General features: G+C 63.8%; 19 protein-coding genes. 12 read left to right on the top strand and 7 right to left on the bottom strand.

The window, feature by feature from the left end:
- Nucleotides 1–98: 98 nt before the first annotated feature.
- Genes H7J73_RS10620 through H7J73_RS10575 form a run of 10 tightly spaced genes read left to right on the top strand, consistent with a single transcriptional unit; the run spans nt 99 to nt 8922 of the window.
- Nucleotides 99–506 carry an SCP2 sterol-binding domain-containing protein gene (locus H7J73_RS10620; RefSeq protein WP_264067312.1) on the top strand — a complete coding sequence of 136 codons (408 nt, stop codon included), beginning with the start codon at nt 99–101 and terminating at the stop codon, nt 504–506.
- A gap of 3 nt (nt 507–509) precedes the next feature.
- Nucleotides 510–2048, top strand: a complete 1539-nt coding sequence (locus H7J73_RS10615; RefSeq protein ID WP_264067311.1) for an acyl-CoA synthetase — start codon at nt 510–512, stop codon at nt 2046–2048.
- On the top strand, nt 2045–3304 hold the full coding sequence (locus H7J73_RS10610; protein ID WP_264067310.1) for a cytochrome P450: 1260 nt from the start codon (nt 2045–2047) through the stop codon (nt 3302–3304). Before H7J73_RS10615 ends, H7J73_RS10610 begins: the two co-directional genes overlap by 4 nt.
- A 9-nt stretch (nt 3305–3313) precedes the next feature.
- Nucleotides 3314–4105, top strand: a complete 792-nt coding sequence (locus tag H7J73_RS10605) for a coniferyl-alcohol dehydrogenase (protein ID WP_264067309.1) — start codon at nt 3314–3316, stop codon at nt 4103–4105.
- Nucleotides 4106–4146: 41 nt separating this feature from the next.
- Nucleotides 4147–5520, top strand: coding sequence for an aldehyde dehydrogenase family protein (locus tag H7J73_RS10600; RefSeq protein ID WP_264067377.1), 1374 nt, complete (start codon nt 4147–4149; stop codon nt 5518–5520).
- Nucleotides 5521–5571: 51 nt separating this feature from the next.
- Nucleotides 5572–6435 (top strand): SDR family oxidoreductase, encoded by an 864-nt coding sequence (locus tag H7J73_RS10595; RefSeq protein WP_264067308.1) that lies wholly within the window; start codon nt 5572–5574, stop codon nt 6433–6435.
- A gap of 37 nt (nt 6436–6472) precedes the next feature.
- Nucleotides 6473–7180 (top strand): hypothetical protein, encoded by a 708-nt coding sequence (locus tag H7J73_RS10590; protein ID WP_264067307.1) that lies wholly within the window; start codon nt 6473–6475, stop codon nt 7178–7180.
- The gene (locus H7J73_RS10585; protein ID WP_264067306.1) at nt 7177–7842 is read left to right on the top strand and encodes a cytochrome c oxidase subunit 3; all 666 of its coding nucleotides are present in this window, start codon (nt 7177–7179) and stop codon (nt 7840–7842) included. The genes H7J73_RS10590 and H7J73_RS10585 overlap by 4 nt, the downstream gene beginning before the upstream one ends.
- An 8-nt stretch (nt 7843–7850) precedes the next feature.
- A complete protein-coding gene (locus H7J73_RS10580; RefSeq protein WP_264067305.1) occupies nt 7851–8111 on the top strand; it encodes a cytochrome C oxidase subunit IV family protein in 261 nt (86 codons plus the stop codon).
- A gap of 1 nt (nt 8112) precedes the next feature.
- On the top strand, nt 8113–8922 hold the full coding sequence (locus H7J73_RS10575; RefSeq protein ID WP_264067304.1) for an HpcH/HpaI aldolase/citrate lyase family protein: 810 nt from the start codon (nt 8113–8115) through the stop codon (nt 8920–8922).
- A 47-nt stretch (nt 8923–8969) separates the two neighbouring features.
- Here H7J73_RS10575 and H7J73_RS10570 read toward each other — a convergent pair whose 3' ends face one another.
- From H7J73_RS10570 to H7J73_RS10555, 4 genes are read right to left on the bottom strand one after another with little or no spacing between them, the layout of a single operon-like run.
- Nucleotides 8970–10124, bottom strand: coding sequence for an acyl-CoA dehydrogenase family protein (locus H7J73_RS10570; protein ID WP_264067303.1), 1155 nt, complete (start codon nt 10122–10124; stop codon nt 8970–8972).
- A 2-nt stretch (nt 10125–10126) separates the two neighbouring features.
- Nucleotides 10127–11278, bottom strand: coding sequence for an acetyl-CoA C-acetyltransferase (locus tag H7J73_RS10565; protein ID WP_264067302.1), 1152 nt, complete (start codon nt 11276–11278; stop codon nt 10127–10129).
- A 31-nt stretch (nt 11279–11309) separates the two neighbouring features.
- Nucleotides 11310–11942, bottom strand: coding sequence for a TetR/AcrR family transcriptional regulator (locus H7J73_RS10560; RefSeq protein ID WP_264067301.1), 633 nt, complete (start codon nt 11940–11942; stop codon nt 11310–11312).
- Nucleotides 11942–12739 (bottom strand): SDR family NAD(P)-dependent oxidoreductase, encoded by a 798-nt coding sequence (locus tag H7J73_RS10555; protein ID WP_264067300.1) that lies wholly within the window; start codon nt 12737–12739, stop codon nt 11942–11944. Before H7J73_RS10555 ends, H7J73_RS10560 begins: the two co-directional genes overlap by 1 nt.
- Before the next feature lie 239 nt (nt 12740–12978).
- Between H7J73_RS10555 and H7J73_RS10550 the strand changes: the two genes are divergently transcribed.
- The gene (locus tag H7J73_RS10550) at nt 12979–13170 is read left to right on the top strand and encodes a ferredoxin (protein WP_264067299.1); all 192 of its coding nucleotides are present in this window, start codon (nt 12979–12981) and stop codon (nt 13168–13170) included.
- A 26-nt stretch (nt 13171–13196) separates the two neighbouring features.
- Nucleotides 13197–14447, top strand: coding sequence for an NAD(P)/FAD-dependent oxidoreductase (locus H7J73_RS10545; protein WP_264067298.1), 1251 nt, complete (start codon nt 13197–13199; stop codon nt 14445–14447).
- Between the two features lie 123 nt (nt 14448–14570).
- Here the strand turns inward: H7J73_RS10545 and H7J73_RS10540 are convergent, their stop codons facing one another.
- The 3 genes from H7J73_RS10540 to H7J73_RS10530 form a co-directional block, all read right to left on the bottom strand.
- Nucleotides 14571–15728: an acyl-CoA dehydrogenase family protein gene (locus H7J73_RS10540; protein WP_264067297.1), complete on the bottom strand. Its 1158-nt coding sequence runs from the start codon at nt 15726–15728 to the stop codon at nt 14571–14573.
- A gap of 208 nt (nt 15729–15936) precedes the next feature.
- Entirely contained in the window at nt 15937–16623 is a 687-nt protein-coding gene (locus H7J73_RS10535; RefSeq protein ID WP_264067376.1) for a TetR/AcrR family transcriptional regulator, read from the bottom strand.
- A 97-nt stretch (nt 16624–16720) separates the two neighbouring features.
- Nucleotides 16721–17944: a CoA transferase gene (locus tag H7J73_RS10530; RefSeq protein WP_264067296.1), complete on the bottom strand. Its 1224-nt coding sequence runs from the start codon at nt 17942–17944 to the stop codon at nt 16721–16723.
- Nucleotides 17945–18365: the final 421 nt, after the last annotated feature.

Raw genomic sequence — 18365 nt, 5'->3', positions numbered from 1 at the left:
TGAGCAACACTCGAATGTTGACTGTGCTACACACCATAAGTACTATATTTTTTAATCAGAAATAAGTTTTGTACGTGTGTCGCACTGGAGAGGGAACGATGGGGTTCAACAACTCTGACGAAGTCACCAAGTACATCGGCGGGATCTTCGAAAATGCCTTCGGGGATCCGGAAATCGGGCCGAAGTTGGCCGAGACCGGCTTGGTGGTGGCCTTTGACTTCACTGAGCCGGACGCCCTGGTCGTCGTCGACATGGCCAACAAGGCGGTCAGCGGCGGCGGCCCGGATGCGCCAACTCCGTCGGCCACCATGGGCATGACGGCCGATCTGGGCAACGCCTATTGGCAGGGAAAGGTCAACCTGCCGATGGCGATGGCCAAGCGCAAAATCAAGGTCGATGGCAACGTGGCGAGTCTGCTCAAGCTGGCCCCGCTCGGTAAGAAGCTCTACGGCGACTACATCCAGCGACTCAAGGATGACGGCCGCGAAGATCTGGTCGTCCAGTAAAACATGTTCCCAGGAGCACACGCCGCTACCGCACCCCAGCGTCCGGCGGTCGTCATGGCAGATTCCGGCGTGACGGTGACCTACGGTCAGCTGGACGAGAACTCGGCCCGGTTGGCCGCCGTACTGCGGCAGCTGGGCCTGCAACCCGGTGATGTCATCGCCGTCTTGTCGGACAATGTGCCAGAGGCTTTTGAAATCTACTGGGCCGCAGTACGGTCTGGCCTCTACGTGACCTTCGCGAACTGGCACCTGTCGCCGGCCGAGGCCGCCTACATCGTGGCCGACAGCGGCGCGCAGGTTGTCTTCGCTTCCGCGGGGGTCGCATCGCTGAGCATCGAAGTTGCCGCTCTGGTACCCCAGGTCGAGCACTGGTACGCCTTCGGCGGCGCGATCGACGGATACAAGTCCTATACCGAACTGCTGGAGCAGGCGGGTCCTCGGTTGACCGACCAGCCCCGCGGATCGGAGATGCTGTACTCCTCGGGCACGACCGGCAGGCCCAAGGGCATCAAGCCGCGGCTGTTGCCCATTCAGGTCAACGAGCCCGGTGAGAGCGTCACCGCTCTTCTGCAGCACGGTTTCGGATTCACTGCCGATGACGTCTACCTATCGCCGGCCCCCGTTTATCATGCGGCGCCGCTGAAGTGGTGTGCGGCCGTGCAGGCGCTGGGTGGCACCGTCGTGGTGATGGATCGATTCGATGCCGAGGGTTCTCTTGCGGCGATCCAGCGGTACAAGGTCACGGCGCTGCAAATGGTGCCCACCATGTTCGTACGTCTGCTGCAACTGCCCGAAGAGACGCGAGCGTCCTACGACGTGTCGTCACTGCGGCTCGCGGTGCACGCGGCGGCACCCTGCCCGCCGGACGTCAAGGACGCGATGATCGACTGGTGGGGCCCGATCCTCGCCGAGTATTACGGGGCCACCGAGGGCCACGGTGTCACGCTGATCAGCACGCCCGAGTGGCGCAAGAAGCGGGGATCGGTCGGTAAGGCCGCCATCGGCACCGTGCATATCTGTGATGACGACGGCGTAGAACTGCCCACCGGCCAGCCCGGCGTCATCTACTTCGAGCGCGACGAGCCGCCGTTCACCTATCACAACGACCCCGAAAAGACTTCCGAGTCAAGGCATCCCGCGCACGATAACTGGGCCACCGTAGGCGATATCGGTTACCTCGACGAGGACGGCTATCTGTTCCTCACCGATCGCAAGGCATTCATGATCATCTCCGGGGGAGTGAACATCTACCCGCAAGAGGTCGAGAACGTGTTGGCTATGCACCCGCAGATCTACGATGTCGCCGTGATCGGAATTCCTCATCCCGAGATGGGACAAGAGGTCAAGGCGGTCGTACAGCTACGTGATGGTGAGTCGCCGTCCGACGGACTGGCCTCCGAGATCATCGATTACGTCAGGGAGCGGTTGGCGCGTTTCAAGGCGCCACGTTCGGTCGATTTCGTCGACGAACTGCCCCGGTCAGCCACCGGAAAGCTCGTCAAACGCACACTGCAGGAACGATATGTGGAGGTAGGAAGATGACCGCTGGACTGACATCACCCGGCCGCACCTACGATCCGGTCAGCATATCGCCGCTGAGTTTTTGGGCCGGCACGGCCGAGGACCGAGAGGCGTCGTTCAAGATCTTGCGGGACGAGCGCCCGCTGAGCTGGCACCCGCCGCTGGCCGGCGCGCTGATGGCACCCGAAATCGACGGCATTTGGGTGGTGACCCGCCACGAGGACATCGCCTACGTGAGCAAGCATCCAGGTTTGTTCTCCTCGGCCAAAGGTGTTCAGAGCGAGGCGGTTCCGGAGGAGATGCTGGAGGCGGCCGAGTCCTTCCTCGGAATGGACGGGGTCAGCCATTCCAGCCTGCGCAAGCTGGTGAGCTCGGTCTTTACCCCCCGCCAGGTGGCCAAGATTCAGGATCAGATCAAGAACCAGGCCACCACGATCGTCGACGAACTGCTGCGGACCAAAAATGGTGACTTCGTTCAGCAGGTCTCCAAGCGCCTGCCCATGTGGACCATCTACGAGATGATGGGCCTGCCCGAGGACATGCGGGACGAGGCAGCGCACAACGCCGACGGCATGGTGTCGTGGGCCGACGAGGACGTGGCCGCCGGGCGGGAGTCGGGGGAAGTTCTCAGCGATTCGCTGGTCGGCCTCCTCACGGCCGGTCTGGAATTGGCCGAGCTGCGCCGCTCGCAGCCGACGTCCGACCTGATGTCGCAACTGGTACAGGCCGAGGTCGACGGTCGCAAGCTCACCGACGAAGAACTCGGTGCCTTCTTCGTTCTGTTGTCGGTGGCCGGCAACGACACCACTCGCAACACGATTACTTTGACAACCCATGCGCTGCAACAGTTCCCCGCCCAGCGGGAGCTGTTGGTGCAGGACTATGACGGGCACATCAAGCCGGCCATGGAGGAGTTCGTGCGCTGGGTGACTCCGGTGATGACCTTCCGCCGCACCGTCACCCAGGACACGGTCCTGCGTGGACAGGAGATCAAGGAAGGCGAGTGGGTCATGATGATGTACTCCTCGGCCAACCGCGACGAACGGGTGTTCGCCAATCCTCACACTTTTGATATTCGCCGAAAGCCTAACAACCACTTAGGCTTTGGAGGCGGTGGGCCGCACTTCTGCATGGGTAGCTTCCTGGCCAAGATGCAGCTGGAGGCGTTCTTCCGCGAGTTGATCTTCCGGGCCCCGAACCTGCGAGTCGGCGAGCCGGAGTACCTCGTCGGCAACTTCGTGCGCGCCGCGAAATCCATGCCTTACACCCTCGATTAGGAGTTATAGATGGCTGCCTTCCAAGGAAAGCGCTTCGTCGTCACCGGTGCCGCCTCCGGCATCGGTAACGCAGTTGCCGAGCGTCTGCTCGCCGCAGGCGCGGAAGTGACCTCATTGGACCGGAACACCCCCACGGCTGCGGTGACGCGACACATCGAGGTCGACCTCGCCAATCCCCGCAGCATCGACGCCGCCCTCGAGCAGCTCGATGGGACATTCGACGGATTGCTCAACGTCGCGGGCATTCCCGGCACGGCCCCGGCTGATCTGGTGCTGGCGGTTAACACCCTCGCCGTCCGTCACCTGGCGGAGGCGTTCTTCGAACGGCTCAACCCCGGTGGTTCCGTGGTGATCGTGTCCTCGACCGCAGGTTTCGGCTGGCCGGCCCGCCTGGACACCATTCGGGATCTGCTCGCCACCGACACCTTCGAAGAGGGCGCAGCCTGGTTCAAGGCCAACCCGCAGCAGGGCAACGCCTACAACTTCTCCAAAGAAGCCACCACCGTCTACACCATGACGATGGGCCTGGCCGTCGTCGAAATGGGTCTGCGTATCAACGCGGTGCTGCCCGGTCCGGTCGAGACCCCGATCCTGGTGGACTTCGAGGAATCGATGGGCAAGGACAACCTCGACGGCATCAAGGAACTCCTCGGCAGGCATGCGACTCCGGACGATATCGCCTCGGCTGTGCTGTTCCTGGCCTCCGATGAGGCACGGTGGATCAACGGTCACGCGCTCGTCGTCGATGGTGGGATCAGCGGCGCCGTACTCTCCGGTGTCGTCCCCGCGCCCGAGATCTGAGCCGAGACGTGTCGATCCAGGCAGCTTCCGGGCACACCTCGCTGACCGGCCCGGCAGCCGACGCTTTTGATCTGTCCGCGCTGCGCCAGGTTTTCAACACCGGTCGCACCCGGGATCTGAGCTGGCGGCTGTCTCAGCTCGAGGGTATCGAACGGCTTTGTGACGAAAGAGAATCCGAGATCTCCGCGGCGCTGCACGCCGATCTCGGCCGGCCGGCGGTCGAGGCGTGGCTTGGCGATATCGCCTCGACCAAGGGTGAAGCTACTTTCGCGCGCAAGCACCTCAAGTCGTGGATGCGGCCGCGTCGGCAACCGCTGCCACTGGCCCAGCTACCGGGACGGAGCTGGGTGCAGTACGACCCACTCGGTGTCGTCCTGGTCATCGGGCCGTGGAACTACCCGCTTTACCTGAGCCTGGGACCGATCGTCGCCGCCGTGGCGGCGGGCAACTGCGTGGTACTCAAGCCCTCAGAGCTGGCGCCCGCCACTTCGGCACTGTTGGCCAAACTGGTGCCGCAATACCTCGATGCCGAGGCGGTCCGGGTCGTCGAAGGTGATGGCCAGACGACGCAGGATCTGCTGGCGCAGGGTTTCGATCACGCTCTGTTCACCGGTGGCACCGAGATCGGCAAGTTGATCATGGCCGCCGCCGCTCCGACGCTGACGCCGGTCACCTTGGAACTCGGTGGTAAAAGCCCGGTCGTCGTTGCCGCTGATGCGAACCTCGACGTCGCGGCTCGACGTATCGCGTGGGTCAAGCTGCTGAACTCCGGCCAGACCTGTATCGCGCCGGACTATGTTCTGGCGGAGCGGTCGATCGCCAAGGAGCTGACCGACAAGATCGTCGCCAATATCAAGGCCTTTCGGGCCGAGGACATTGGCGGAATGCGGATCGTCAACGCACGGCAATTCGACCGGCTGACCTCCTTGATCGATTCCACCACCGGCACGATCCTCGCCGGCGGCGGCTACTCGCGCGAAGCGTTGACGATCGAGCCCACCGTGATCCTCGACCCGTCAGCTGCCGATCCGGTGATGGCCGACGAGATCTTCGGACCGGTCTTGCCGGTGATCACCATCGAATCAACCGATGCGGCTGTGGATTTCGTCAATAGCAGACCGAAACCCCTGGCGCTGTACGTCTTCACGGCGTCTCGGCGGTTGGCAAAGGGATTGGTGGACTCGATTCCGTCCGGCGGAGCGGTGGTGAACCATGTGGCGATGCACTGTCTGGTCCCGCAATTGCCCTTCGGTGGAGTGGGCGCCAGCGGGATAGGTGCTTATCACGGGCGCTGGGGTTTCGAGGCGCTGAGCCATCGGCGCGCGGTGTTATCGAAGACCACCTGGCCCGATCCTCTGTTGGTGTACCCGCCTTACACGGATCGGGCCATCAAGATCATGCGCAAAATCTTCTGACGGTACAGCAGTTTTCGACGATCAAACCTTCGAAGGAATGGAACGAGCAACATGGCAGGGCTTGACGGCAGGGTCATCATCATCACCGGTGCGGGCGGCGGACTGGGGCGCGAGTACGCGCTACTCGCCGCCGACGAGGGCGCCCAGGTGGTGGTGAACGACCTCGGGGGAGCCCGCGACGGATCGGGATCCGGGCAGGCCATGGCGGACACCGTCGTCGACGAGATCCGCCAGCGCGGCGGAACGGCGTTGGCCAACTACGACAACATCTCGACGGAGGACGGCGCGCAGTCGTTGGTCGACGCCGCGGTGACCGAGTTCGGAACAGTGGACGGCGTCGTCAACAACGCCGGCATCCTGCGCGACGGCGCATTCCACAAGATGAGCACGGAGAACTGGGACGCGGTCCTCAAAGTCCATCTTTACGGCGGCTACTACGTCACCCGCGCGGCCTGGGCACACCTGCGCGAGAAGAAGTTTGGCCGGATCGTCATGGCCACCTCGACCAGCGGACTGTTCGGCAACTTCGGCCAGGCCAACTACGGCGCGGCGAAACTCGGGTTGGTCGGACTGATCAACACCCTCGCCATCGAAGGCGCCAAGTACGGGATCCTGGCGAACGCCGTCGCGCCGATGGCGGCGACACGGATGACCACCGACATCGCCCCGCCGGAACTGCTCGAGAAGCTGCCTGCCGCGCAGGTGGCGCCGGTCGTGGGCTACCTCCTCAGTGAGCAGTGCACCGATTCGGGCAGCGTGTATGTCGTCGGCGGCGGAAACATCCAGCGAGTGGCGCAGTTCCAGAACAAGGGAGTGACCTTCTCGGAGACACCGACGGTCGATGAACTCACCGCGCGCTGGTCGGAGATCTCCGATCTGTCCAACGTCGAACTGGGTTGCAACCCGCTCGGCTGAGCAGGCTGTTCGGACAACCCGTGCTTGAGGAGTGACGTTGACGAAGCGAGTTCTATCACTGTGTGCCCTGGCCGGCCCAGCGACTGTGGTCATCGCGCTGGTTGGTTGGCTCATCGCCGGCGTGCTGCCCATTCCACTGGGCCCGGACAGTTCGGTCCACGAGGTTGTCGACTTCTACAGCCAGACTCGGGTGCTCGCCGGAATGGCGGTCGCGTCGGTGGGCATTTGTCTGGTGTTCCCGCTCATTGCGGTGATCGGCGTCTACATGGTGCGCATGGAGGGCCGCACGCCCATCCTGACGTTCCTGCAGTTGATCACCGGAGCGGCGACCGGCGTGCTGCTGCTCCTACCGATGTTGTTGATGGCGGTGATCGGGTTTCGGCCCGATCGCAACCCCGAGTTGACGGTGACCCTCAACGACATCGCCTGGCTGCTCTTCATCACGCCGATCGCTCCGTTCATCATCCAGAACGTCGCGATCGGTGTCGCGATCCTCAACGACAAGCGCCAGACGCTGCCGCGGTGGGTGGGATACGTCAACTTCTGGATTGCGTTCTCGTTCCTGCCCGACCCGCTGGCGTTCTTCTTCCACAGCGGTCCCTTCGCGTGGCGCGGCATCTTCATCTTCTGGTTGGCACTGACGACCTACACGATCTTCCTGGTGGTGATGGGAGTCATGTTGCACAAGGTGATCAAGGAGTCGCAGGAGCAGGACATGACCGCGGTATCCGGAGCGTCGGCATGACGAACCCTGGGGCGCAGGCAGATACCGGAATGCCAGAATTTCTCGGTGGCACGACCGAAGCCGATGAGGTCGGAGCCACGCAGCGTCCGAAAAGGCCGGCGGCCGGGCACATTCCCGGCGAAGCCGGATTGTGGATCTTCCTTCTCGGCGATATGACGCTGTTCGCGGCGATCATGCTGGTGTTCCTTTGGGACCGGCGTGCGCAGCCGGACCTCTTCACGCAGTCAGCTCACCAGCTAATTCAGCCGATCGGGGCGGTCAATACCCTGGTCCTGCTGCTGAGTTCGTATCTGGTGGTACGCGCGCTCGCCGCGCACCGAGCCGGAAGACACACTGTCGCCAGGCAATTAGTCGGCGGGGCGATCGGGTGCGCGGCGGTGTTCGCCGGACTCAAGGCCGTCGAGTACACCAGTGAGATCACCGCCGGTCACACACCGGCGTCCGGGACATTCTTCACGTTCTACTTCGTCCTTGCCGGGCTGCATCTACTGCACGTCCTGATCGGTTCGGCACTGCTGCTGGCCTGGCAGGGCATGCTCAAACACCGACGCCCGTGGGTGCGGGCACGCGGCGTGGTGGAGGGCTTCGCGTCCTATTGGCATATGGTCGATCTGCTGTGGGTGGCGATCTTCGCGCTCGTCTATCTGGTGAGCGCCGAATGAACGGCGCGGTGTCCGATCGGGTCAACGCGGTGTTCGCCGGCCTTGTCCTCGCGACATGCCTCACCTGGTGGCTCGGCAGCGGCACATCGTCAACGGGCGGCGGGCTCGGAGTCGCCGCGACGTTGACCATCGTGATCGCGTTCGCGAAAATCTTCTTCATCGGCATGGACTTCATGGAGCTGCGCGCCGCTCCCACCGCGCTGAAGGCGCTGTTCACCATCTGGGTAGCTGCGGTTGCCGTTGCAGCCATCGCACTGGTCGTGATCTGACGTGGTGGACCCGCTCAGTCTCGCCCGCACCCTGCTGTTCGTGCCGGGCGACAGGCCCGGCCGTTTCGACAAGGCCAAGTCATCCGGCGCGGACGGTGTCATCCTGGATCTCGAAGACGCGGTTGCGGCGCCGGCCAAGGAAGAAGCACGGGCGCACGTCGCGAACTGGCTTACCGGCGGCACAGCCGCCGTGGTGCGCATCAACGCGGTCGACACACCGTGGTTTGCCGATGATGTCGCCGCGCTGCGCGGCACAGGCTGCACCGTCATGCTCCCGAAGTCGTCTGCCGAAGGTATCGAGGCCGTCGGCGCGGTGCTGGGGGAGCAGACCCGGGTGATTGCCCTCGTCGAAACCGCGGCAGGCGTCATGGCGGCTTCGTCGGTCTGCGCTGCCCCCCACGTGATTCGACTTGCGTTCGGCAGCATCGATTTCAGCACCGAACTCGGGGTGGCGGCGGACGACCGTGAAGCGCTCCTACACGCGCGTTCGGTCCTCGTCTTGGCCTCGGTCGCGGCCGGTCTCGCACCGCCGCTCGACGGCGTGACGACCGACCTGACGAGCGGGGACCAGGCAGGCACCGATGCGGCGTATGCCTCACGGTTGGGCTTCACCGGGAAGATGTGCATCCACCCGATCCAGGTCGAAGCGGTCAACTCCGCTTTCGAGCCCGACCCCGCGCAACGGGAATGGGCGCGAACGGTTTTGGCTGGTGCTGCGGGTGGAGCGGCCAAGGTCGACGGCCATATGGTCGATGCCCCGGTGCTGGAGCGCGCCCGCCGCCTACTCGATCGCCATCAATTGCGCCGCTGATGATGACGCTGAGCCGAGCGCCCGCTCGGCTCAGCGCGTCTGAGTTGTCAGGTACCCGAAGCGATATCGCGCCCGATGATCTCTTTCATGATTTCGGTCGTTCCGCCGTAGATCGTCTGGATCCGAGTGTCGACGAAGGCGCGGGCAACCGGGTATTCCGCCATATAGCCATATCCGCCGTGCAGTTGGAGGCACCGGTCGATAACGCGCTTTTGCAGCTCGCTGACGAACCATTTGCCCTTGGCGGCGTCGATCGGCGTGAGTTCGCCGGAGTTATAGGCCAGTACCGACTTGTCGACATAGGCCTCGGCGACATCGATTTCGGTGGCCATCTCGGCGAGTTCGAACCGGATGTGCTGATTGGCTGTCAGCGGCCTGCCGAAGGCGTTGCGCTGGCGGCAGTACTCGGCGGTGATATCGAAGATGGCCCGGGTGGTGGCCATCGCCTTCGCGGACACTCCGAGCCGCTCGCGGGGGAGGTGGCTCATGAGGTACTGCAACCCGCGGCCTTCTTCACCCAGCAGGTTCTCCGCCGGTACGACTGCGTTGTTGAAGAACAGCTCCGACGTGTCCTGCGCCGGCAACCCGATCTTCTCCAGCTGACGGCCGCGTTCGAAGCCGGGGGTGTCCCGCTCCACCACGAAGAGGCTGAGGTCCCCTGAGCCGCCCTCGTTACCGGTCCGGGCCGCGAGGACCACGACATCGGACATGATGCCGCTGGAGATGAACGTCTTCTGGCCGTTGATAATCCAGTTGTCGCCGTCACGTTTGGCGGTGGTGCGGATGCCCCGCAAGTCGCTGCCCGTGCCCGGCTCGGTCATCGCCAGTGAGCCGATGATCTCGCCGGAGGCGAACCCCGGCAGCCAGCGCTGCTTCTGCTCGTCGTTGGTCAGATCGAGCAAGTAATGCAACACGAGATCGTCCTGCAGGCTGACTGTCAGCCCGAAGGACAGGGCATTGATCCGCGCCACTTCCTCACAGACGATCATCCGGTAGCGGTAGTCCGATTCGCCCGCTCCGCCGTAGGCCTCACCGACCTGTAGGGCGTAGACACCCGCCTTGGCGGCCCGGGCGAAGACCTCCCGGTCTATCCAATGCTGGCGATCCCACTCGTCCTTGTGGGGCTCGACTTCACGAGCCAGGAACTCCCGCACCGTCTCGCGGTAGGCCTCGTGATCGGCATTGTAGAGCGTGCGCTTCATGGTCAGAGCCGTTCGATGATCGTGACGTTAGCCTGCCCGCCGCCCTCGCACATGGTCTGCAGGCCGTACCGGCCGCCGGTGCGCTCGAGTTCGTGTAGCAGCGAGGTCATGAGACGGGCGCCGGTGCAACCGATGGGGTGGCCGAGGGCGATCGCGCCGCCGTTGGGGTTGACCCGCTTGGGGTCGGCCCCGAGTTCGGCGATCCAGGCCAGCACGACCGGCGCGAAGGCCTCGTTGATCTCGACGGCGTCGATGTCGTCGATCGACATGCCGGCGCGCTTGAGGGCGTGCTGGGTCGCGGGGATCGGTGCGGACAGCATCATCACCGGATCGGCGCCACGCACTGACATGTGGTGGATTCGGGCACGGGGCGTGAGGCCGAATCGATCGACGGCGTCCTGTGAGGCGATCAGCAGGGCGGCGGCGCCGTCGGAGATCTGACTGGCGACGGCGGCGGTCAGCACACCCCCTTCGGTCAGGGTGGCCAGGGCGGCCATCTTCTCCAGGGAAGTGTTGGCGCGCGGCCCTTCGTCGACGGAAACCCCTGCGTAAGGCGAGATTTCGCGCTCGAAGTAGCCATTGGCGATGGCCGCCAGTGCGCGCTGGTGACTTTCCAGTGCGAAGCGCTCGTTGTCCTCGCGACTCAGATTCCACTGGCTGGCGATCATCTCGGCGCCCCGGAACTGCGAGATCTCCTGATCGCCGAAGCGCTCCAGCCAGCCGCGGCACCCGGTCCACGGATCCGTGCTGCCGAACGGCTCACCCGCGGCGAAGGCACTGAGGATGGGGTACTGGCTCATCTTCTGGACCCCGCCGGCGACGATGAGATCCGAGGTTCCGCTCATGACTGCCTGGGCGGCGAAATGCACTGCCTGCTGGGCAGATCCGCACTGGCGGTCGATCGTGACGCCGGGCACCGACTCGGGTAGCCCCGCTGCCAGGGCGGCGGTACGGGCGATGTCACCGGCTTGTGAGCCGATGTTATCGAGACAGCCGAGGATGACGTCGTCGATCGCGGCTGGATCGACGTCGTGTCGGCCGACTACCGTCTTGATGACATGAGCGGCCATGTCGGCTGGATGTTCGGCGGCGAATCCGCCGCTTCTCTTGCCGACGGCGGTGCGGACGGCATCAACTATGAAGGCTTCAGGCATGTTAGAAATCTAACACAGATTTGAAAATGTTCTAAGCGCCCGGATCGCCTTCGTTATTCACGGGCAGGAGTGCACCTCTGACGAGATCCTGTGCGGCCCCGACCACAGCGGTCAGGGCAGTACGGCTGGGATCCCACCACTCGGCCGCCCAATTGAGCGCGCCCATGATCAGCATTTGGGCGATTCTGAGGTCGAGGTCCTTGCGTAACGCGCCCGCATTCGCTGCGTCATCGAAGAGTTGGCGCCAGATCGCCCCGTAACGATCTCCCTCTTGGTCGGCCCGGATCCGTAGGTGCAGCGGTATCTGACCGTGGTTACGGATTGAAGCCGTTGTGTAGTCGGAGATTTGCAGCTCGTGCCGCAGATGTGCTTCCACCGCTGTCAGGATTCGGTCGATGGGCGGGGTGTCGGCGGGCAGCGCGGCGAGCATCGCCACGAGATGCTCGCGCATATCGGCCAGACCGCACGCCAAGACTTCTTCGATGAGGTAGTCGCGGGAGTCGAAGTAGTAGTAAATCGCCGGCGTTTGAATCGCAGCACGCTGCGCGACGTCGGACAGTCGGGTGCCGGCATAGCCCTTCCGGCTCAGCAGATAGGCAGTGGCGTCGAGTATTCGGCGTCGAGTGCGGGCGTACTTCGTATCGCCCGCCCGGGCCGCGGTCATCACGGCATGGTGTAGCCGCCGCTGACCGAGATCAGCTGACCGGTCACCTGGCGGGCGGCTAGGGGGGAGGCGAACCACAGAACGGAGCGGCCGACGTCATCGGCCGTCGTCAGCCTCCGCATCGGGGTGTCCTTCAGCATGAATTCGATCTGCTTGGGGTTGAAGACTTCATCCTCGCCGACCGACCAAAGGCTCTCGGCACCAACGGCATCAGGGCCGTCGGGTATCACGAGTCCCGGACAGACCACGTTGGACCGGATGCCATGCCGGCCGTGTTCGCGGGCGGTGGTGCGGGCCAGCGCCACCATCGCAGCCTTCGATGCGCCATAGATACCCTGTCGGATCTGGCCGAAGGCGGCGTCGCTGGCGATGAACACGATGGAACCGCCACCGGCGTCCTTCATCGGACCGAGGGCGGCCTGAGTGGCCGCCACCGCCGAGAAGAAGTTGACCTCGATGGTCCGCTGCCACTTGGTTCGGTCGGTGTCGGAGGCGATGAAACCCGGGACCGACCATCCGGCATTGTTTACCAGGACGTCGATGCCACCCCAGGTGTCGACCGCCGTGCCGATGGCTTGATCCGCACCGTCGGGACCGGTGAGGTCGGCGATCGCCAACTCGACTGCGGCGGCCCCGCGTTCGAGAGCCTCACCCCTGACCTTCTCGGCCTGGGGCTCGTCGATGTCGCTGATCACGATTCGTGCACCCTCCCCGGCAAACTGATGCACGATGCCACGCCCGATGTTGGACGCTCCTCCGGTGACGACGACGCGGGCGTTGGTCAGTCCGAGGTCCATTGGTCTCCCATCTCATGACGCCGACAGCGGTGAATCCGAGGCGGCGCGTCCAGCGATACGCGAAGTTTAACGTCTATTAGAAAAGATCTGGTCAGAATCGCACCCAAAACTGACGAGGGCGTAGGCGGCTTGACACTGCCACGGGCATATTTTAATGTTGATTAGATTATCTCCCTCGTGATCGACGCGGCCGCCCCGGGCCTGCGGGGGATGGGCAAGGGCAAACGCGTGGAGGGCACATGAAGGTCGTCGTCGATTTCGCCAAGTGCACGGGACTGGGCATCTGCGAGTCCATGGCGCCAGAATTCTTCGAGGTCAACGACGATGGTGATCTCGTCTTGCTCAAGGAGGACATCACCGACGTCGAGCTCCAGTCGGTCGAGGAGGCCGTGTCCGGCTGCCCGACCGAAGCCTTGCGGATCGAGCGCTGAATGCGACTTTCGTCGGGGCAGAGGCGATGAGTATCGATCGGCTAGTGGTCATCGGTGGCTCCCTGGCGGGGCTACGCGCCGTCGAGGCCGCCCGCAAAGCGGGTTTCGACGGCTCCATCACCCTCATCGGCGCCGAACGCCACCTTCCTTATGATCGTCCGCCGCTGTCCAAGGACTTTCTCAATGCCACTGAGCCTGGCGGGCAGGCTTCGGCCCCCTTCTTTCGAAGTGATGACGTTTTCGCCGACGAGTTGCGGGTCGAACTGCTTCTTGGCGCTCCGGCGACGAGTCTGGACGTCGGGCGCAGGATCGTGTACATCGGTGACCGCGAAGTGGGCTACGACGCACTGGTGATTGCCACCGGATCCAAGCTGCGGACACTGCCCGACACTGATCATCTCGACGGTGTCCACGGCCTGCGCACGCTCGATGACTCACTCGCGATTCGCGCCGCGCTGGACGCCGGTGCTCGGACCGTGGTGATCGGTGCCGGATTCATCGGCTCGGAAGTCGCTGCGAGCGCCCAAAAGCGAGGTGTTCCAGTCACTGTCGTCGAAGCCCTGCCGACCCCGCTGGTGCGTGCGACGGGCACCGTGATGGGGGCAGCCGTTGCTTCGCTACATGAACGCAACGGTACAAGGCTGCTGTGCGGAACCGGGGTTAAAGCCCTTGAGGGTGACGGTCGTGTGCAACGAGTGGTCTTGAGTGACGGCACGGTTCTCGAGGCCGATCTCGTCATAGTCGGAATCGGCGTGGTGCCGTGCACAGATTGGCTTGAGGGGTCCGGTCTGACGGTCGACAACGGTCTCGTTTGTGACGAAACCTTGTGGACGGGGGTCCCGGGGGTCTACGCGGCTGGTGACGTCGCCAACTGGCTGAACCCAATGTTCGGCGTGCACCAGCGCATGGAGAACTGGACCGCGGCCGCCGAACAGGGTGCCGCCGCCGCGCGTAACGCCATCGATCCGGACAACGCCAAACCATATGAGACAGTGCCGTATTTCTGGTCCGATTGGTATGACGCCAGAATCCAGTTCGTCGGGGTGCCCGAATGCGACGAGGTACTCGTCGTCGATGGTGACGTCGACTGTGGTGACCGATGGACCGCGCTCTACCGGCACGGGGACCGTCTGGTGGGTGCGCTCACCCTCAACGGTCAAACGGTGATCATGAAGTACCGCAGGATGATCGCCCAGAAGGCTTCGTGGGATGAGGCCTTGGAGTTTGCCGACAAGCGAAAGGCAGCCGCCGCGGCTAAAGTCGCCGCGTTGCCGTAGTGGGCACCTGGCGCGCCGCCCACTACAAGGGGTGCCCGGTGGCTGGGGCGTCGGGAGGGCTTGGGCCGACGAACGCCAAAGCGGCCCCGGCATCATTCCGGGCCCGCTTTGGCGCCGGAGGTTTCAGATCCCTCCGCGCGCGACAAGTTGGCTCGCGATCACGTTGCGCTGGATCTCGTTGGTGCCCTCGCCGACGATCATCAGGGGTGCATCGCGGAAGTAGCGCTCGACGTCGTATTCAGTGGAGTAGCCGTATCCGCCGTGGATGCGAACCGCGTTGAGGGCGATCTCCATGGCTGCCTCGGAGGCGAACAACTTGGCCATCCCGGCCTCCATATCGCAGCGTTCCCCGCTGTCGTAGCGTTCTGCAGCGTGGTAGGTGAGTTGACGCGCGGCGGTGAGCTTGGTGGCCATATCGGCCAGGTAGTGCCCGATAGCCTGATGCTTCCAGATGGGCTGGCCAAAGCTCTCGCGGTCCTGGGCATAGGCCAAGGCGTCCTCCAACGCCGCGGTGGCCACACCCAGTGCCCGCGCGGCCACCTGGATACGGCCGGTCTCAAGGCCCTTCATCATCTGAGCGAAGCCGCGGCCCGGTTCACCGCCGAGGACTGACGACGCAGGCACCCGACAGTCGTCGAATGCCAACTCGCAACTCTCGACGCCTTTGTAGCCGAGCTTGGGTAGATCCCGGGATACCAACAGGCCAGCGGTGTCCCGCTCTACCAGGAGTACCGAGATGCCCTTGTGTTTGGGCTTCGCGCTCGGGTCCGTCTTGCACAGCAGGGCGATGAGACCCGATCTACGGGCATTGCTGATCCACGTCTTGGCTCCGTTGATCACCAGGTCGTCGCCGTCGGCGCGCGCGACTGTGGTCATGGCTTGCAGATCTGATCCGCCGCCGGGTTCGGTCAGTGCCATCGTGGCCCGAAGCTCGCCGGTGGCCATGGCCGGCAAGTATGTCTGCTTCTGTTTCTCGGTGCCGAAGAGACCGATGAGCTTGGCCACCACGGTGTGTCCGCCCATGGCTCCGGCAAGGCTCATCCAGCCGCGCGCGAGCTCCTGTGTGACGTCGACGTAGCAGGGCATCGACACCGGTGTGCCGCCGTATTCCTCCGGGATGGCCAACCCGTAGATGCCGATGCGCTTCATCTGGTCGATCCACACTTCGGGATACTCGTTCGCGTGCTCGACCTCGCGCACCGATGGTTTGACGTCCCGGTCGATGAACTGGCGGACGGTTTCGACCAGCATGGTCTCTTCGATGCCCAATGCTGTTGTCATGTCGCCCTTCCTGGCGTTGCGTCGGAACTACATGTAGTCGACGGCGGTGGGTGGTGGGCGCGGCATCAGCCGCACACGGGCACACCCGTATTGACGAGATTCGTACCCCCTGTTTTTAACACAGATTAAACTATCGATCAATGTGGCGCCGACGCAGTGTGTTCGATGGGGGCGATCCGGGTGCTGGCAAGGCAATCCGGGGCTGGTGTTAGGGCTGCTTCTTTCGTCGCCTGGTGGCAGTGGTGGTGGCACTGGGCGAGAGGCCATGGCGAACCAAGGATTGGGCATTGGCGACCACCGCGTCGACCGAACCGCGGCGAGGGTCCCACCATTCAACAGTCCAATTGAGAGCACCGAGGACGAGCATCTGCGCGATGTACAGGTCGAGGTCGGCACGCAGCTCACCGGCGCGGGCGAGGGCGTTGATCAGACCTCGCCATATTTCGCCGTAACGTTCCTCTTCGCGAATCTGGCGTTTCCGGATGGTGTCTGGCACCTGACCCGCATTACGGATGGATGCGGTGGTGTAGTCGGAAATCTCCAGCGCGTGGCGCAGATGAGCCTCCACTGCCGCCAAGAGACTGTCCAGGGCGGATGTTCCGGGAGGTAGCTCGTCGAGAACTGCGACCATATGCTCGCGCATGTCGGCGATGCCCGCCCACATCACTTCTTCGATGAGGTCCTCACGGGAAGGGAAGTAATAGTAGATGGCGGGTGCCTGAATTTCGGCCTGGGCAGCTACGTCAGTCAACCTCAGGCCGCCATAGCCTTTCACGCTGAGGACGTAGGCGGCGGCATCCAGTATTCGTCGCCGGGTCAGCGCCGATTTGGAATCCGGGTCGCGGTCGCCATCCGACGAGGTGACAGCGTTGTTGATGTCCCTCGCCCGTGCCATGAGCCAGATGGTACCCAGCACAGGCCCGCACGTCTCGCAGGCGCTACCGCGACGGCGAGCCCCAGTTGCGCGCTGTCGCCCGTCCGCTCACGGATGTTCACGCGGTGGCGACGATGCCGGATTCGCGCAGTCGGTGCACGTCGTGAGGTGACATCGCCAGGCGTTCGGTGAGCACGTCGAGCGTGTCGTCGCCCAGCGTCGGTGCGGCAATCGCTGCTGCGCGGGCACCGTCGACGGACACTGGTGAGCCGGCAGCGAGGTAATCACCGATCCGGGGTTGACGCACACTCGTGAACAGCGGGTTGTCGGTGACGCGTGGATCGATCGCGGCCTGCGCGAAAGTGCGGTAGCGCTCCCACAGAACCGACGTCGTCGACAAGTCCGCCGAGATCTGGTCTGCGCGGCGATTTGCGAACCAGTTGGTGAACAGAGCGGTGAGAGCGTCGCGGTGACGGTACCGATCGCTCTCGTCGGCGAAGTCGGCATGAAGCGCTTCGGCAAGGGCGGCAACAGCCTCGGTAGTTCCAGTGACCTTGGCGAGGTCGCGGATGTGGCGGCCAGTGAGGGCTACGATCATGAACGTGACCCCGTCTTGGCTGGTGAAGTCCTGGCCGTACTGGCCGTAAATCGCGTTCCCCAGTCGCTCGCGCTGCGTACCGTTGACCATCGGCTCGGTCAGGAAGCCCAGGTTGCTTGCGGTGGCCAGCGCTACGTCCTCCAGGGGTAGCCGTATTCGGCTGCCCTGGCCCGTTGCCTCCCGATGGCGCACGGCGGCCGTGATGGCCAGGGCGGCATACAGTCCGCAGGTGACATCCCAGGCCGGTAATACATGGTTGACCGGTCCCGGCGCCGACGGATGCCCGGTTACCATCGGGAAGCCGACCCCGGCGTTCACGGTGTAGTCCACGCCGGTGCCACCGTCTCCGCGCCCGGAGACCTCCAGGTGGATCAGGTCGGGACGCATCGACACCAGGGCCTCGTACGAATGCCAGTCGCGACCCACCACGTTGGTGATCAAGATCCCGCCGTGAGGTCCACTCTCGGTGACCAGTCGCTGCACGAGTCTCTGGCCCTCCGGTGAGCGCAGGTCAACAGCGACCGACCGTTTTCCCTTGTTCAAACCGGCCCAGTAAATGCTTGCCCCGCTGTCGGCCACGGGCCACCGCTGGTAGTCGGCGGCGCCGCCGATCGGGTCGACGCGGATGACCTCGCACCCGAGCTGTGACAGGGTCATTCCGGCCAGGGGGACGGCCACGAAACTGGAGAGCTCGACGACCCGAAAGCCCTCTAGCGGTGTGGCGGCAGCTGACGTGGCGGACATGATCTGATCTCCTATCGCGAGGCGCGACGCCTGCGCAGATGTCGTAATTCAAAGTGGAAGCGGTCCTCGGAGCGATCCATCCGGGCGAGGCAGTCGCGATCCGCGCCGCGATAATTTCTATCGCTGGTTAGATTACCTTCGCAATGGGGCGTTCATTCACCTGCCGCTGGGTTCGCCGGTGCGGGACATGTCAGCTAGCTGGAGTTGCCGCGCCCAAACGCGCCACCGGCCGCGTCATTCCTGTGAAAAATCATCAATCACAACAATATTCGTGACACGGCAGGTATCCGCTGGGTGTCGATCCGGTTGACGGCGACGTCAGAAAAAGACTGTGTCCGCACGACACCGAGAGGTTCACTCGGCCCAACTATCCGACGCTTGCCTTCCGGTGGTTTTTTTATTTTACTTTCAAATCAGTAGT

Source organism: Mycolicibacterium komossense (assembly GCF_025822605.1).
GTDB lineage: Bacteria > Actinomycetota > Actinomycetes > Mycobacteriales > Mycobacteriaceae > Mycobacterium > Mycobacterium komossense.
The sequence above is the reverse complement of the archived record's forward strand: the minus strand, read 5'-3'. Positions and strand labels throughout refer to the sequence as shown.

Bases quoted from the DNA above. Each gene is read 5' to 3' on its own strand.
- H7J73_RS10620 (WP_264067312.1), top strand. From the start codon at position 99: ATGGGGTTCAACAACTCTGACGAAGTCACCAAGTACATCGGCGGGATC.
- H7J73_RS10615 (WP_264067311.1), top strand. From the start codon at position 510: ATGTTCCCAGGAGCACACGCCGCTACCGCACCCCAGCGTCCGGCGGTC.
- H7J73_RS10610 (WP_264067310.1), top strand. From the start codon at position 2,045: ATGACCGCTGGACTGACATCACCCGGCCGCACCTACGATCCGGTCAGC.
- H7J73_RS10605 (WP_264067309.1), top strand. From the start codon at position 3,314: ATGGCTGCCTTCCAAGGAAAGCGCTTCGTCGTCACCGGTGCCGCCTCC.
- H7J73_RS10595 (WP_264067308.1), top strand. From the start codon at position 5,572: ATGGCAGGGCTTGACGGCAGGGTCATCATCATCACCGGTGCGGGCGGC.
- H7J73_RS10585 (WP_264067306.1), top strand. From the start codon at position 7,177: ATGACGAACCCTGGGGCGCAGGCAGATACCGGAATGCCAGAATTTCTC.
- H7J73_RS10570 (WP_264067303.1), bottom strand. From the start codon at position 10,124: ATGAAGCGCACGCTCTACAATGCCGATCACGAGGCCTACCGCGAGACG.
- H7J73_RS10565 (WP_264067302.1), bottom strand. From the start codon at position 11,278: ATGCCTGAAGCCTTCATAGTTGATGCCGTCCGCACCGCCGTCGGCAAG.
- H7J73_RS10560 (WP_264067301.1), bottom strand. From the start codon at position 11,942: ATGACCGCGGCCCGGGCGGGCGATACGAAGTACGCCCGCACTCGACGC.
- H7J73_RS10555 (WP_264067300.1), bottom strand. From the start codon at position 12,739: ATGGACCTCGGACTGACCAACGCCCGCGTCGTCGTCACCGGAGGAGCG.
- H7J73_RS10550 (WP_264067299.1), top strand. From the start codon at position 12,979: ATGAAGGTCGTCGTCGATTTCGCCAAGTGCACGGGACTGGGCATCTGC.
- H7J73_RS10545 (WP_264067298.1), top strand. From the start codon at position 13,197: ATGAGTATCGATCGGCTAGTGGTCATCGGTGGCTCCCTGGCGGGGCTA.
- H7J73_RS10540 (WP_264067297.1), bottom strand. From the start codon at position 15,728: ATGACAACAGCATTGGGCATCGAAGAGACCATGCTGGTCGAAACCGTC.
- H7J73_RS10535 (WP_264067376.1), bottom strand. From the start codon at position 16,623: ATGGCACGGGCGAGGGACATCAACAACGCTGTCACCTCGTCGGATGGC.
- H7J73_RS10530 (WP_264067296.1), bottom strand. From the start codon at position 17,944: ATGTCCGCCACGTCAGCTGCCGCCACACCGCTAGAGGGCTTTCGGGTC.